Here is a 15,235-nt window from a genome sequence, read left to right as displayed (position 1 = left end):
CGTTCCACCTGCGGGCAGAGCTCTGAGGCAAAGGCCGGTTTCGCCTCGACTCCGAGCGCTTGATTGAGGCAAAGGCCTGTCCCCGTTGTGTAAAAGGGGCCGATCCTCGTCGACGAATTCACCGGCTCCTCTCTTGCCCGCTGACCGGGCTTCGCCATGGTCGATCGATCAGAAACCCGCCCGGCCAGAGCTGGCGGATTCCATTTTGGCCTTTTGAAACGCCACAAGTCTGTCGCGGAACAAAGGCCGGGAATAGCGGTTCGGGCCCCATCAAACAGCAAGGAGCCTTCAGCCATGAGCTTGCGTATGTTGCTCGTTCCATCGACGGCCGTCGCGTTGATGCTTGCCCTTCCGGCCTTCGCGGCCGACGACGCGCAGACCTTCGTCGACAAGGCTGCCATCGGCGGGATGTTCGAAGTGGATTCCAGCAAGATCGCGCAAGACAATGCGAAGGATCAGCAGATCAAGGATTTCGCCAAGCGGATGATCACCGACCACGGCGCGGCGAACGCCAAACTGCAGAAGATCGCCGCCGAGCAGAAATTGCAGGTACCGACGGGATCCGATGCGGAGCATAAGAGCGATCTGGAACGGTTGCAGAGCACGACGGCCTCGCTGGATCAGCCTTACGTGGAGATGCAACGCAAGGCACATGCGGACGCGGTCGGCCTGTTCGAGGCCTACGCCAAGGACGGAGACAATCCCGCGCTCAAATCTTTCGCGGCGGAAACCCTGCCGACACTGAAAATGCATCAGGACATGATCGAGAAGATCGCCCGCGCCAGCGCGAGCATGCCGGCGGTCAAATCGGCATCGACACCCAAACCACCCGCTCCGGTTCCCGGCGCAAACAGCTTCACCGAGGCGCAGGCGAAGAAGCGCATCCAGGATGCCGGCTATGCGGACGTGTCAGCGCTCGCCAAGGACGAGCAGGGCATCTGGCGTGGCCAGGCGACGAAGGATGGCAAGGGCACCTCCGTTGCACTCGACTATCAGGGCAACGTCTTCGCCGGCCAACAATAGACAGGAGAACCGACATGCAAACGATCACCGCGCTGTTCGACGACTATGACGACGCCGCTGACGCGGTGGGCGAGCTGGAATCCATTGGCGTCCCGTCATCCGACATCAGCATCATGGCCAACAATGCCCGCGGCTGGTATCGAAACACGCAATCCCCGGCCGCCGAGGATGCCGCCAGCGGCGCCGGTATCGGCGCGGTCGTGGGCGGCGCCGGAGGCTTGGCAACAGGCCTGGGCGCCATGGCGATACCTGGCGTCGGGCCGGTCGTCGCGGCCGGCTGGCTGGCGTCGACAGCCGCGGGCGCCGTCGCCGGAGCGATTGTGGGCGGCGCGGCCGGCGGCATTATCGGCAGCCTGACCGATGCCGGCGTGCCGGAGGAAGACGCGCATGTCTATGCCGAAGGCGTCCGCCGCGGCGGCACGCTGGTGACAGCTCGCGTCGAGGACGACCTCGCTTCGGAAGCCCGGGAAGTCCTTCACAGCTCCGCGTCGGTCAACGTCGCCGACCGCCGCAGCGAATATGAAGCGGGCGGGTGGGCAGCCTTCGATCCGGCTGCCGGCAGTTATTCAGCTGAGGATGTCGAGCGGGAAGCGGCGCGCCGAAGGACGACCTAACCTCGCCGTCGGCGGCCACAACAGACGCAAAGCCAGCCAGGAGTTCGACATGAGACGGGTGCTTCTGCCACTGATATTGGCTGCGGTGGTCCTGGTGCTCTGTTATTGGGCCTTCGTCTATGTCGGCACAGGCTGGCAAACAGCGCCCGTCAAACGGACGCCCGAGCAAAACCAGGGCGGGAACGCGCCGCAGGATACCTCGCCGGCCGCCGGCATCACGAAGAATCCGCAGGATGCCAGCAAGATGCCGGGGGTTCAGTGACAGTTCGAGCGCGATATCCGTTCTTTCCTGGAGGCCTACTCGCGCGCGATGAATTTGTTGAAGCGGCTGATGGCACCCTCCGCGGTCATGTCCTGGTGGACGAACGCCAAATTGTCGTCGTCCAGCACTTTGAAGAAGTCTTCCCATTCGATCGGCCTCAGATCTTCGTCGCCTGCGCCGAAATCGACCCGCAGGATCGCGCCCTTCCCCGGCCCGGCTACGACGGCAGGCCTGCCCTCGCGCGCCTCGATCCAAGCTCGGATCACTTCGTGATTTGAGGTCGTCATAGCCTCGCTCATTGCGGCCTCCTGGTTGACAGTTCCCGCTATCTCAGAGGAACCCGAAGATATCCCGCTTGTTCCCCTGCGCCCGGTTCGGGAGCCACGCGGCGATCCAGACGAAGAAGGCCCGCTGCCTGCATGCGGCAACGGGCCATGGGCCTGATGGGACCCTGGATCGCTAGAGGGAGGGCGATCGGCTTTCGAACCGGCAGGCGACAGAAATGTTCCGGAGAAAGTTTCACGTTTCCAGCGCGTCGGGTACTGGGAAAATTTTCTTCGGCATTTTCGGTGTCGCCTCGCGCCCGCTGAAATGATGTTGCCGAACGAGCAATCGGACGAATGTTTCAGCCGGCGGAGCGGGCTTGCCCTAGCTTGCGCTATCTTGGACCTTCATCCGATCCTTCCCCTGCCCCGGTCGCTTGGGCACTGTCCGATTTTGCCCGCGAGAACACACGAACCGGCGCTTGCCTCGGTGCTGGGGCGCGAGATTTTCGGCGCCACCATCGCGGCAGAAACTCGGCAATCAGGCTTTGAATTATGCCTTTCATCCGATCGCCCATGGAAGGTTTGGAGACGAACAACTGCCGGCCATGATTGTTCCGCATCGTCGCTATCGGAACGTCCCAGTCGGCAATCAATGCGGGCGGGCTTTGCGCGTCCGCAACGCTATCGCGGCATCGAGCTTACGCGCCAGTGCCAACATTCGAGACGGTGCATTCTCGCATCTCAGCGCCTCCAACGCGACGCTCGTCTCGCGCTCCGGCGTCGTGATCTTGGAGGGCTCCTCCTCCGATCCGAGCACTTGACGAAGCTTGCGTGTCACGGCCGCTCCCCTAACATGGGTTAATGCCTGCCCCACTAACCCACTGACAGGAAAAAGGTTCCTGTCTCGCCAGTCTGCTGGACCGACGAACTTCCTCTCGGGGCAGCTGTCCCGAATATCGAAGTCGGCGCAGCCTTATTGCCTGCCGAAGCTTATCAGGAAGCTCTCCAGCGCCTCTCGGGTCTGCTCAGGCGCCTCGCGGGTCGGAAAGTGGCCGACGCCCGGCAGAAGCTCACGTTCGTAGCTTGCCGAGAAATACTTCTCCTTGGCTTCGGACGAACCCGGCAGAACGACGCGGTCGTCATCGCCATGAAGGACCAGTGTCGGCACCGAGATGACCTCCGCCTCAGCCTGCTTGCGCGCGAGTTCAGCGTAGCGCGGATCGGGATCCGCCTCCCCCCAGCGCACGCGATAGGAATGCAGCGTCACATCCGGCCAGTCCGGATTTTTGAAGGACTTCGCCACACGTTCAAACAGCGCGTCGTCAAACCAGCCTGGCGGGCTCCAGCTGCCCCACTGGAATCGCGCGAAGGAGTGGCCGTGCTGTCGCACGAACTCCTCGCCGCGCTCGGTCGCCATGAACCACTGATACCAGAAGGCCCTCGCCTGCTCCAAAGGCGGCGTCGGAAGCGAGCCGGGTTGCCATCCCAGCGAAAGCCCCGCGCAGCATCTTATCCTCTGCGGAAACACCGAGGCGAGCAGGTAGGCGATGCGTGCCCCCCAGTCGTGGCCGACAACCGCGAACCGTTCGAGGCCGATGGCATCGGCAAAGTCGAGCGCGTCCTGCGCCATGGCGGCGATCTCGCCTGAGCGCATCGTTTCGCTGGAGTGGAACACGGTTCCTCCAAACCCGCGCAGCCATGGCGCGAAGGTGCGAAAGCCCGCGGCATGAAGAAATGGCGACACGTCTGCAAAAGTGGTCGCATCGTCCGGCCAGCCATGAAGGAGCAGCACAGGCGCTCCGTCCTCGGATCCGCCGCTCACATAGGCGACCCGCAGCAGCGGCGTGTCGCAGAAAACAGGCTCTTCCACAGATCCTCCTCAGAGCAGCACATTGCAGTGGCCGCCCAACCCCTTGCAATCAGGTTTGTTCCTTGTGACCGCGGCCCGGCCCGATCCGACGAGGGAACCAACCGTGGTCTTGCCGGTTCGGAAGCCAACAGCGGAGCCTCGCCATGCCCAACGCAGCCGAAATCCTCGTTGACACCCTGATTGCCTGGAACGTCGAAGTCGTGTTCGGCCTTCCCGGCGACGGCATCAATGGCGTCATGGAGGCGCTGCGCAAAAACCGGGACAGGATATCCTTCGTCCAGGTGCGGCATGAGGAATCGGCCGCTTTCATGGCTTGCGCCTACGCCAAATGGACAGGCAAGCTCGGCGTGTGCCTCGCAACGTCGGGGCCCGGCGGTACTCACCTTCTCACCGGCCTCTACGACGCCAAGCTCGACCAGGCGCCGGTGCTGGCAATTACCGGCATGCAGTTCCATGACCTGATCGAGACATTCACGCAACAGGATGTCGATCTCACCCGCGTCTTCAACGACGTCAGCGTCTACAACGTCCAGGTCTCGGACGCGGCGCATATGGAGAACGTGGCCAGCCTCGCCTGCCGCACCGCGCTCGCCCGCAAGGGCGTCGCCCATCTTTCAATCGCCAGCGATATCCAGGAACAGCCCGCCGACGCGGCAAAGCGATCCAAGCGCAACCGGCCGGCGCACACGCCGCAGGGCATGTTCGCTCCTCACTGCGTCGCGCAAGACGCGGAGTTGGACAAGGCCGCGGCCATTCTCAACGACGCAGCGCGCGTGGCGATCCTTGCGGGACGCGGAGCGATCGGCGCGGCGGCCGAGCTTGAAGAATCGGCGCGGCTGTTGCAGGCGCCGGTCATCAAGGCGCTGCTGGGCAAGGCGGTGCTGCCGGACGACCATCCTTACACCACTGGCGGCATTGGCATTCTGGGCACCTTGCCGTCGCAGGAGGCGATGGAAGCATGCGACGCCGTGCTCATCGTCGGCTCGACCTTCCCCTACATCGAGTACTACCCCCGGCCGGGCAAGGCGCGTGGCGTCCAGATCGATTGCGATGCGCAGCGCATCGGCCTGCGCTTTCCGGTCGAAGCCGGTCTGGTCGGCGATGCGGCGGAGACCTTGCGCGCCCTCAACAAGCGGCTGAAGCAGAAAGCTGACGGCGGGTTCCTGGCGACGGCGCAAAGCTCGATGCGCAAATGGCGCGAGATGATGCGCCAGTCCGAAGACGACTTGGCTCATCCTCTCAAGCCGCAACGCGTCGCGCGCGCCTTCGGCGAACGTCTTGCGGAGAATGCGATTCTGGCCACCGATTCCGGCCAGAACACGGAGCTTGCCGCCCGTCATGTCGATCTCCGCGCGGGGCAAGCCTTTAGCGTTTCGGGCGCGCTTGCCTCCATGTCCTGCGGCCTCAGCTATGCGATCGCCGCCGGGATGGCCTTTCCCGGCCGCCCTATCGCGGCGATCGTCGGCGACGGCGGGCTCGCCATGCAACTGGGCGAGTTTTCGACGGCCGTGCGCTATGGCATTCCGCTGAAACTCCTGGTCATCAAGAACAACATGCTGAACCAGATCGCCTGGGAGCAGATGATGTTCCTCGGCAATCCCCAATTCGGCTGCGAGCTGCAGCCGATCGATTTTGCCAAGGCCGCCGAGGCGATGGGTGGAAAAGGGTTCAGCATCGAGCGGGCGGAGGAGGTCGAGCGCGTGCTCGACCAGGCTTTCGCCGCCAGCGGGCCGGTGATCATAGAAGCGCTCGTCGACGCCTATGAGCCGATGATGCCGCCGAAAATGCCGCCCGATTACGCCAAGAACTTCCGCAAGGCGCTGCCTCGAACTCCGGGCCGCGACCAGATCGAGGAAAACGTCGCACAGGAGCCAGCCAAGACGATGATGGAGGCCGGCGAATAGGCGGGAATTCTGACACTCGACCTTTCCCGCCAGCGCCGTCGAATGGTCGATGTTCATCTCGGCGGCGGCGGCACCCCGGATCGGGAAATCCTGGCGGCGATGCGGAGGTTCAGCGTGAAGTCTTGATGGACCGGGCTATGAGGAATGGTCATCAGGGAAACCAGCGCCCGAAATCCAAAAAATCCGAGCGACGCTGATATGGAACGATCCCGGCATCGGCATCTCTAAGGGCACTATCAAGGAGCCATGGCGGGACACGGTCGAAGGCGATGTGAAACGACTCCAACATCGCGGCCGGGATCGACCCGAGGCAGAAAATTCGAACAACAAATAAGCCTAGTTGTTCTATGACGCGCATTCGATATGGCAGCATTGTTGGTTTCAGGTGTAATCGACAAGAAGTTATGGAATAGCACCTGCCAGTCTGGAACATCGACAGGGATTTCTTGTTTGAGACATATCGCAATCTGGCGATCAAACAGGAGACTTCCCCATGATTAGACTTCTCTCGGCTTCGGCTGTTGCAATTGTCCTGGCTACATCCGCAATGGCCCAATCCAGCGGCTCTGGAACCAGTGGCAGCGGGTCTGGAACAGGCACCACGACCGGAACCAACGGCATGAACAACAACGGCAATGGCGGCACGGTCGATCCAAACGCCACAAACAGCACGACCACAAACCCGTCCGGCGGCATGGGCGACCGGTGCAAGGACGCGGCTGGCAACGATATCGACAACAATACCGCTAGCGGCAACACCACATCCAACATGCAGAATTGCAACAAGTAGCCGTTCGCGCCTGTAGCTTTCGCACACCGAGAAGGTCCGCCTGTGTCGAGGACGGGCCTCCTTGGTCACGACTTTGGATCTAACCGCTGCGCCTCACATCCCGCGGTCCGGAACATAAAGGCAGAAGGAGTGCTGGGAACTGGTGTCGCCCCCGGGCTTGCACTCGTGAAAATATTCGTCACGTGATCGCTTGATGCGGTGGTCGCTGTAGGGGATCAGCTCGCCGGTCGAGAGTTGGTAGCCGTATTTCGTCTCTTTCACGTCCGAAGGTGGAGCCTGATAGCAATCCACTCCGGCGCAGCAGGAAGGATCGTACTGCCAGCCCGCCGGCGCCTGGTGCGCCGATGCCGGGGCACAAAGAGAACCTGCCAAGAGGCTTGCCGGCAAAACCAGCCAAGCCTTCGTTCGGCGCTGAACAGGCGGGCGACATGTCATCGCGCCCGCTCGTTTCCGGAAATGTATGCTCGGGGCTTTTCTGTTCATCGTCGGTCCGCCGTTTTACAGCAACCGGATGGTCTCGGAGCCTGGCTACTCGCCGCCTCGATGCCGGAACCGGCGGAGACGATTGCTACCGAACTTAGAATTCAGAGCTATGTTCCAGAGGGAGCGGCCCGCGTTCATTCCTTTACATAGGCGCCGGGCTGACGGCCGCTCCTAGGCGCCTTGGCGTCCTTGGAATGCTCCGCGACAGCGGGACCTGCCCCTGAGCTCTTTTCCGTCGCCGTGCTTGGCGTCGGCTGTCGCGGCGGATTGCGGCCCTCAGATTGACGGGTCTTGTCCTCGACCTCGCCCTGCTTGCGGCTGAGGCCCGGATCGACAAGGGGCCTTTCATTGCCGGCGGCGTCCTGGGAAAATTCGTCGCTCGGATCCGGATCGGTATTGGCGGGATATTTCGTAGCGCCGGTCTCGCGACGGTTCTGACTGTTCTTCATGACTCTATCTCCGGTTGGATGAAAGATAACACCGGCGCGAGAGCGGCGTTCCAACAGCTGGGCAGTCCGTTTCAAGTCCGGTGGAACAAACCCTCAGGCATCCGATTAGGCGCAGACAATGCAGTTCAGCCGTGCGAGAGGAGCCAGGCATGGACAGGGAAGAACGCATCAGGCAACGCGCCCATGAGATCTGGGAGCGTGAGGGCCGCCCTCAGGGCCGCCAGCAGGAACACTGGGATCAAGCCGTCCAGGAGATCGAGTCGGAAGGTTCGGAAGTCGATCGCGGTCCGGTGGCGCCCGATCCAGCGGTTGGCGCCGGCTCTGATCCGGCCGCCAACCGGCCAGGCGGCTGAAGCACGGCGGCCCGGAGATGCGTCGTATCCTAATTGCTCTCGGCATTCTGGTGATCGTTCTGGTCGCCGTTTGGGTCTGGGCTGACCAAAACGGCGGGCGCCCGAGCGGCGGCGCCCAGCAGCCCTCGCCGCACGCTATCGACCAGAATGGCTGAGAGGACAGCCAGCCTCAGCGCGTCGCCGTGTCGCCGGGCTCATGCCGCCTCGCCTTGTCAGGCACTAACCGGCCTGAGTTGGCGCGCAGGCCTCTGAAGAACTCTTCCACATAGGGCAGCAGCTCGAACAGCACGATCACGATCATCACGGCGGCAATGTATATCACCGGCAGTTGCTGTTCTTTCCAGGTCAAATCGAAGCGAGCCTTTTCCGTTCCGGCGCCGAACAGCGCCAGGAATTGGCCCCAATGCAGCGCCACCACGATGACCAGCCCCATCAGCGGAATCATTTCCAGAAAGCTGTGCACGTGCTGCTCGACGGGGCTCACCGTGCGAGCCGTGGTCGCATAGCGCACGTCCCATATCGCCGTCGCTTCGTGAATGAAGAAGGTGACGATCATCACGGCGATGACCAAGGCGTTCACCTCCAGGAACATTGCCGCAAGCAGCGGGATTCCAACCTCGGCGAACATCAGCAAGTGAATGAGCGATTCCTTCGCACCGGTCGTCGATTCGATGTGGGTGGCGCGATGGCATAGCCAGTCGGCAAGGCCCGCAACCAGCCAGACCGGCAGGATGAAGTACATCAGGATGAGGACCATGGGATCGGCCAGCACGCCGCAGCTCCCTACCTGCCGCCGTTCTTCGCGTCGCGCCTGAACTTTGCAGCCTCGCGATCGAGCACGTTCGGCTCGTTGCCGTATTCAGGATCAGCGCCAGCGCCAACCCGCTTGGAATTCTCGTTCTTTCCGCAAGCTCGCGGATACGGTCGGTATCTTGGCGCTCGCTGTCTTCCCTGGAAGCTTCGCCCTGCGGCGTCATGGGTCATCGTTCCCGGCCGACTCCCGCCTGGTGTCGAACCGCCGGCCGGCGGAATGGTTCCAGAGCTGTCAGATCCGGCGCAGCGAACCGCCGGAACGGTTCACCCATCGCCGCGTTCTACCAGTTGGCTTCCCTGCGACCTCATGGATACACGCGCCGGTATCGACGCGACATGCCCCGTGACTGAGGTCTCACCAACGTCAGAATATGAACTAAGGAGCTTCGTGTGCGAAACCTCAGGGGACTTCACCTCTTGATCGCGGAAGACGAGTGGCTGCTGGCCAGCGATCTGGCGACCTTCTTCGCTGGGATGGGCGCTATCATCCTCGGACCGGCAGCGACAGTGGAGCAGGCCGGGCGGCATGCAAAAGCGGCGGACGCAGCGATTCTGGATGTCAATCTGCATGGTCGCCTCGTCTTCCCGGTCGCGGACGAATTGATGCGGCGCAACGTGCCCTTCGTCTTCTTCAGCGGTTATGACGAGATCGCCATCCCCGAGCGTTTGCGTTTCGCGAGCAGCCTGAGCAAGTCCTCGAACGGCGCCGTCGTGGTTGATGCGCTGTTCCCGCCGGAACCCTTTGCGGAGCCGGTGACCGTCGCGCAGCCGGCGCCCGCGGCGGAGGACGTCGTTGCGCTGCTCCCCAAGCTCCGGCTCACCGCGCGTCTGCTGCTGGACGATGCCGGCGCTTCCGACCGCCTTGTCGAGCACACTTTGGAGCAGGCGCTTGAAGATATCGACAAAAGGCCCGCCGGGTCATCGATCGCCGACTGGCTGAACACCATCATGCGCAAGATAGCGCGGCTGCGCGGAGCTTGTCTGCTGCACTAATCGCAGGCAGCCGAGCCGCCGGCGACCTGCGCTCGCCTGGCGACCAGCATTCTCAATGGGTCAGGCAGCTTCTGAGCCAGGCAATGATCCGGTTGCCCTTTATGATCCGACGGACCCGCGCGGCAGCCCAGCTGGCCTGCATCGTCGCGCCGGCATGACAGCTGCACACGACGTCATGCAATTGCCAATCGGACAATTCGAAAAAGCGCTTCGCCTCGCCGTAGGTGTCTGACCGCAAACCGGCCGCGCGCAGCAACGGATCATCGAAGGCAACCGCGAGCGGCGATCCGTCCGCCCGCACATGTTCCCGAACCTCGGGATCGACATATTCGGTGCCGGTCAACGCGGAGAGACACCGAAGCGGATTGCGATCCAGCAGTTCCGCCCACCGCTCGATCCGCTGCGTTCTCGTGGCAAGGGGAATCAATCCAAGCCGGTCGACGACTGCCACCGATTGAAGTTCATATGAGGTCTGATGCTTCATTGCTGTCTCCTGTGGTTTTGGCGGCGACATCTGTACAGCGGCGCGGCAGGCCTGCCGGGCCTGAAGCCCGCGCTTGCAAGGACAGGCGCAGACCGATCAGGTGTTGCCCACCGATCTTCGACAAACGCCTGGCATGGCGTCTGAAGCGAACCCCAACTGCCAGTCATCCCCTATGTTCCCGCCATCTTTCGCGACGGGCCTGGGCCGGCAGCGATTGGAACTTCGTGCAGATTACAGGGTTAAACATCTGACCTGTCGCTGAACCGCGATGATGCCGTCACCCCAACGGAACACTTCTTACAGCCCAGTTTGGAGGCTCGTAGCGGAATGGCCCGTTCCAGAGGTCCATCCAACCATCACAACATCATCGTCATCGGCGCGTCGGCCGGCGGAATCGAGCCGTTGAAGCAGATCGTCGCCAACCTGCCGGCCGATCTGCCGGCGGCCATCTTTGTCGTGGTGCACATCGGCCAGGTCAGCTGCCTGCCGGAGATCCTGGACCGCGCGGGCACGCTCAAAACGCAGCCGGCAACGAACGGCGAAGAGTTCAGGACCGGCTGCATCTATGTCGCGCCGCCCGGGTTCCATCTTCTCCTTCACGATGATCATATGATGCTGCGGCGCGGCCCGCGCGAGAATCTTGCCCGGCCGGCCATCGACCCCTTGTTCCGCTCGGCGGCGCTGAGCTACGGCGCGAGCGTCATCGGGGTTCTGCTGTCGGGCGCGCTTTCTGACGGCACCGCCGGGTTGAGGGCCGTCAAATCAGTCGGCGGGCTGGCAGTCGTCCAGCACCCCAAGGACGCGCTGGTGCCGGCAATGATTGAAAGCGCGCTGCGCTATGTCGAGGTCGACCACTGCCTGCCCGCTGCCGAGCTCGGCCCTTTGCTGGCAAAACTTGCGGTCGAGCCGGCCGGAGAATCCTTTCCTCCCCCGCCGGCGGTTAGATTGGAAGCGGCCATTGCCGCGCAGGAGCATTCGACGATGCAGGAAGCGGATCGACTTGGCGAATTGTCGGTGTTCACATGCCCGGAATGTCACGGGCCGTTGTGGGAGATCGAAGACGGTGACATGCTGCGCTATCGGTGCCATACCGGGCATGCCTTCACCACCGACGCGGTGATGGAGATGCAGGCGGTGGAGGCCGAAGAGATCCTGTGGAGCCTGCTCCGCTCGCATCAGCAGCGGGCGGCGTTTGCCAGGCGTATGGCAGAGCGGGAGCGGGCGAAGCGCCGCTCCGGACTCGCCGCCGAAATGGGCAGGCGGGCGAAGGAATATGAGGCGGATGCCGCTGTGATCGAACGCATCCTCGGAAGCAGGCGGGTTCAGGTAAGGGGCAATGGCGAAGTCAGCGCGGAAGGCAAGTACTCACAAGGCAAGGGTTAGTTCGCGCGACGACGAAAAGCAGCCGGCGTCCTTCCCCATTGTCGGCATCGGCGCATCGGCGGGTGGCATCGCGGCATTGCGGAGCTTTTTTCCCGAAGTGCCCGCCGACAGCGGCTTCGCCTATGTCGTCATCCAGCATCTCGACGCCGAGCATGAAAGTGCGCTTGCCAGCATCGTCCAGCGCTCAACCGCGATCGCAACGCAAACAGTTGCCGAAAGCGTAGAGGTCAAACCCGACAACATCTACGTGATCCCGCCAGGTGTTTCGGTGAGGATTGAAGAGCGGCGCTTTCACTTGGTCAAGATCGCGGCCGCGCGCGACAGACGGGCGCCGATCGACGATTTCTTCATCTCGCTTGCGCAGGAGCAGGCCGAGAACGCCGCCGGGATCATTCTTTCCGGAACCGGCAGTGACGGCACCGTCGGCTTGAGGGCCATCAAGGAGCGCGGCGGGCTGACGCTTGCGCAAGAGAGCGCCGAATATGACGGCATGATGCGCAGCGCCGTCCAGAGCGGCCTGGTCGACATGGTGCTTCCGGCTGAGGAGATGGCCGGCAAGCTGGTCAGCTATTTCACCCACGCGAGCCGCACCGAAACCGAGCGGGACCGGCGCAAGCGCGAAGTGACCGAACAGCTTTCGCGCATCGCCGCCCTGCTTCGCTCGCGCACAGGACATGATTTCAGCGGCTATAAGGACAACACCATTTTGCGGCGCATCCAGCGCCGCATGCTGGTGCTGCAGATCGACGATCCCACCGTCTTCTACCAGCGGCTACGCGAGGACCCGCAGCAGGTCGATCTTTTGTTCCAGGACCTGCTGATCGGCGTCACCAGCTTCTTCCGCGACCCGCAGGCTTTCGACGCTCTCGAGCGTGTGGTCATTCCCCGGCTGTTCGAGAACCGCAAACCCAGCGAGACGATCAGGGTATGGGTGCCGGGCTGCGCCACAGGCGAGGAAGCCTATTCGATCGCCATGCTCTTGAAGGAGAACGCGCCGCGCGGCGCCGCCTCGCCCAACTTGCAGATCTTCGCCACCGACATCGACGAGCGCGCGCTGGAAGTAGCGCGTGCCGGCCGCTACTCGGCGACGATCGCGCCGGACATAACGCCGAAGCGGCTGAAGGAGTTCTTCTCGCGCGAGGACGGTACGTATCGCATTTCCGCCGACCTGCGGGAGATCTGCCTGTTTTCGGTGCACAATCTCTTGCGCGATCCGCCCTTTTCGAAGCTCGACCTGATCGCGTGCCGCAACCTTTTGATCTACATGGGCCCGGAACTGCAGGAAAAGATCGTCCCGATCTTTCACTACGCATTGCGCAACAATGGCTATCTCCTTCTCGGTTCCTCGGAGAACGTCACGCGCCATCCACAGCTGTTCTCGACGGTGGATAAGACAAGCCGCATCTTCCAGAGGCGCAACGGGGCCACCGCACATCGGTTGCCGGAATTCCCGCTCGCTACCGCGGCGAGATCGACGGATCCAAGTGCGCGCCGGCGGGCAACGGCCGGAACCCTGCAGGAAACCGCGGAGCGTTTGCTCGTCGAGCGCTATTCGCCGGCCTATGTGATCGTGAATGCCGCCGGCGAGATGATGCACAGCTCAGGCGGCACGGGCAAATATCTGGAGCTCGCTGCCGGCGCCCCCAGCCACAACGTCTTCTCCATGGCGCGTCGCGGGTTGCGCATGGATCTGAGGGCCGCGCTCCACAAGGCCGTAAGCACCGGACAGGTGGCGGTCCAGAACAAGATCAGCATCGGCACCAATGGCGGGCGTCAGACGATCAGCCTGGCTGTGCAGCCGCTTCCGGGCGATGGTTCTTCCGACCCGCTCTTTATGCTGGTCTTCCGGGATGTCGGCGGGATCAAGCCGGAAGCCGAGGACGAGGCCGTCCACACAACCGACGATGTCGAAAGCGCCAATGTCAGTCAGCTCGAAAGGGAGCTGAGGGAAACCAAGGAGCGTCTGCAGATCACGACGGAGGAGCTCGAATCCTCCAATGAGGAGCTGAAATCCTCGAACGAGGAGCTTTCCTCGATCAACGAGGAGCTGCAGTCGTCCAACGAGGAATTGGAGACCTCGAAAGAGGAGCTCCAGTCGATCAACGAGGAGTTGCACACCGTCAATGCCGAGCTTAGTCTGCGCGTCGACGAGCTCACCCGCGCCAACAACGACATGGCGAACCTGCTCGAAAGCACGCAAATCGCCACCATCTTCCTCGACCGCGACCTCTGCATCAAGAACTTCACGCCGACCGCGCGCGACCTGTTCCGGCTGGTGGAAAGCGATGTCGGACGGCCGCTGGCGCATGTCCGTCCGCGCTTCACTGCCGACGGCTTGCAGGCCGACATGGAACAGGTGCTGCAAAGGCTTGGCACGATCGAGCGGCAGGTCGAGGGCATGGACAACGGCCAGAGCTATATCATGAGGGTGCTGCCCTACCGGACAGTCGACAATATCATAGCGGGCGTCGTCGTCACCTTCGTCGACATCACCCAGATCACGCAGGCCGAGAAAAGGATCGGCGCGCTCTCGCATGACCTGCGCAACCGCGGCGAAAGCCTGGGAGCCCTGCTCGATCTCGTGCCGATCGGCATCTTCATCGCCGAGGATGGCGCCGGCGTGGAGATCCGCGCCAACCGGCGCGCGGCGGAGCTGTTGGGTCGGCCCGCTACCGGCACCAAGCTGATATCCGTGCCCGCGATCCTGCCGCTGACTTTCAATGGAACCAAGGTAGGCACCGATGACCAGCCGCTGCTCAAGACAATGCGCACCGGCAGGGCAATTCCGGGCTATGAAGCGAGGATCCAGCATGAGGACGGTACCGCAATCGACGTTATGATGTCGGCCAACCCGCTGTTCGACGAAAAGGGCAAGGTCCGCGGCGCCATTGCGGCGCTGGTCGACATATCCAGTCACAAGGAGGCCGAGCGCAGCCAGGAAAGGCTGCTGCACGAATTGCAGCACCGCGTGAAGAATATCCTGGCCACGGTCACCGCGCTGACGTCCCGCATGGTTCGCACATCCAGTTCGATGGGCGATTTTTTCACGTCCTTCCAGCAGCGGCTGCAGGCAATGGGTCGAACGCACGACGTGCTGTCTTCCTACAACTGGACGGATGCCGATCTCGAGCAGTTGCTGCGGGCAGTCCTGTCGCCTTACAGCAGCAAGGAGCGCCAGAATATCATCATCCTCGGAAGCCCTTTGCAGCTGGGCGCGAGCGCGGCCGCGACACTCGGCATGGTATTCTTCGAGCTTGCCAGCAATGCCGCGAAATACGGAGCCCTATCGACAGAGGACGGTCGCGTCGAAGTAGCCTGGAACACCGACAAACCGGGCATTCTGTCAATCCGCTGGAGGGAAATCGACGGACCTGTCGTCGAAGAGCCGCTAAGGAGGAATTTCGGAACGACCTTCATCCAGCAAAGTTTGGAGTACGAGCTGGGAGGGAAGGTCGATCTGAGGTTCGAACGCTCCGGACTTGAATGCGACATAGAAATTCCGCTGGCGTCAGGCACGGGTCGCTGACATTTGCCGCTGAGCGATGAGG

At 62.6% G+C, this 15,235-nt stretch carries 15 protein-coding genes; 10 read left to right on the top strand and 5 right to left on the bottom strand.

Annotated elements, in window-relative coordinates:
• Positions 1–294: 294 nt before the first annotated feature.
• Genes LB525_RS08385 through LB525_RS08375 form a run of 3 tightly spaced genes read left to right on the top strand, consistent with a single transcriptional unit; the run spans position 295 to position 1,899 of the window.
• Positions 295–1,023 (top strand): DUF4142 domain-containing protein, encoded by a 729-nt coding sequence (locus tag LB525_RS08385; RefSeq protein ID WP_224544398.1) that lies wholly within the window; start codon positions 295–297, stop codon positions 1,021–1,023.
• A 14-nt stretch (positions 1,024–1,037) separates the two neighbouring features.
• Positions 1,038–1,637 (top strand): hypothetical protein, encoded by a 600-nt coding sequence (locus LB525_RS08380; RefSeq protein WP_224544273.1) that lies wholly within the window; start codon positions 1,038–1,040, stop codon positions 1,635–1,637.
• A 49-nt stretch (positions 1,638–1,686) separates the two neighbouring features.
• Positions 1,687–1,899, top strand: a complete 213-nt coding sequence (locus LB525_RS08375) for a hypothetical protein (protein WP_140696544.1) — start codon at positions 1,687–1,689, stop codon at positions 1,897–1,899.
• A gap of 35 nt (positions 1,900–1,934) precedes the next feature.
• Here the strand turns inward: LB525_RS08375 and LB525_RS08370 are convergent, their stop codons facing one another.
• Positions 1,935–2,198, bottom strand: coding sequence for a hypothetical protein (locus LB525_RS08370; protein ID WP_224544272.1), 264 nt, complete (start codon positions 2,196–2,198; stop codon positions 1,935–1,937).
• Positions 2,199–3,138: 940 nt separating this feature from the next.
• Positions 3,139–4,035 carry an alpha/beta fold hydrolase gene (locus tag LB525_RS08365; protein ID WP_224544271.1) on the bottom strand — a complete coding sequence of 299 codons (897 nt, stop codon included), beginning with the start codon at positions 4,033–4,035 and terminating at the stop codon, positions 3,139–3,141.
• 143 nt (positions 4,036–4,178) lie between these two features.
• Between LB525_RS08365 and LB525_RS08360 the strand changes: the two genes are divergently transcribed.
• A complete protein-coding gene (locus LB525_RS08360; RefSeq protein WP_224544270.1) occupies positions 4,179–5,939 on the top strand; it encodes a thiamine pyrophosphate-dependent enzyme in 1,761 nt (586 codons plus the stop codon).
• 493 nt (positions 5,940–6,432) lie between these two features.
• Entirely contained in the window at positions 6,433–6,729 is a 297-nt protein-coding gene (locus LB525_RS08355) for a hypothetical protein (RefSeq protein WP_224544269.1), read from the top strand.
• A gap of 617 nt (positions 6,730–7,346) precedes the next feature.
• On the opposite strand, the gene LB525_RS08350 is transcribed toward LB525_RS08355, so the two are convergent.
• Positions 7,347–7,661 (bottom strand): hypothetical protein, encoded by a 315-nt coding sequence (locus tag LB525_RS08350; protein WP_224544268.1) that lies wholly within the window; start codon positions 7,659–7,661, stop codon positions 7,347–7,349.
• A 149-nt stretch (positions 7,662–7,810) separates the two neighbouring features.
• Between LB525_RS08350 and LB525_RS08345 the strand changes: the two genes are divergently transcribed.
• Both LB525_RS08345 and LB525_RS08340 read left to right on the top strand, forming a co-directional pair.
• Entirely contained in the window at positions 7,811–8,014 is a 204-nt protein-coding gene (locus LB525_RS08345; protein WP_224544267.1) for a DUF2934 domain-containing protein, read from the top strand.
• A 17-nt stretch (positions 8,015–8,031) separates the two neighbouring features.
• On the top strand, positions 8,032–8,169 hold the full coding sequence (locus tag LB525_RS08340) for a hypothetical protein (RefSeq protein WP_181174857.1): 138 nt from the start codon (positions 8,032–8,034) through the stop codon (positions 8,167–8,169).
• A gap of 14 nt (positions 8,170–8,183) precedes the next feature.
• Here LB525_RS08340 and LB525_RS08335 read toward each other — a convergent pair whose 3' ends face one another.
• Positions 8,184–8,786, bottom strand: a complete 603-nt coding sequence (locus LB525_RS08335; protein WP_224544266.1) for a diguanylate cyclase — start codon at positions 8,784–8,786, stop codon at positions 8,184–8,186.
• Positions 8,787–9,244: 458 nt separating this feature from the next.
• Here LB525_RS08335 and LB525_RS08330 point away from each other — a divergent pair, with 458 nt between their 5' ends.
• A complete protein-coding gene (locus LB525_RS08330) occupies positions 9,245–9,820 on the top strand; it encodes a response regulator (protein WP_224527718.1) in 576 nt (191 codons plus the stop codon).
• Positions 9,821–9,872: 52 nt separating this feature from the next.
• Here the strand turns inward: LB525_RS08330 and LB525_RS08325 are convergent, their stop codons facing one another.
• Entirely contained in the window at positions 9,873–10,304 is a 432-nt protein-coding gene (locus LB525_RS08325) for a hypothetical protein (protein ID WP_224544265.1), read from the bottom strand.
• 327 nt (positions 10,305–10,631) lie between these two features.
• Between LB525_RS08325 and LB525_RS08320 the strand changes: the two genes are divergently transcribed.
• Positions 10,632–11,687, top strand: coding sequence for a chemotaxis protein CheB (locus tag LB525_RS08320; protein WP_224544264.1), 1,056 nt, complete (start codon positions 10,632–10,634; stop codon positions 11,685–11,687).
• Positions 11,641–15,213, top strand: a complete 3,573-nt coding sequence (locus LB525_RS08315; RefSeq protein WP_224544263.1) for a CheR family methyltransferase — start codon at positions 11,641–11,643, stop codon at positions 15,211–15,213. Before LB525_RS08320 ends, LB525_RS08315 begins: the two co-directional genes overlap by 47 nt.
• Positions 15,214–15,235: the final 22 nt, after the last annotated feature.

Origin of the sequence: Mesorhizobium sp. CA16, assembly GCF_020165175.1 — a bacterium.
GTDB lineage: Bacteria > Pseudomonadota > Alphaproteobacteria > Rhizobiales > Rhizobiaceae > Mesorhizobium.
Note: the sequence above shows the minus strand (reverse complement) of the source record. Positions and strands in the feature narration are given on the sequence as shown.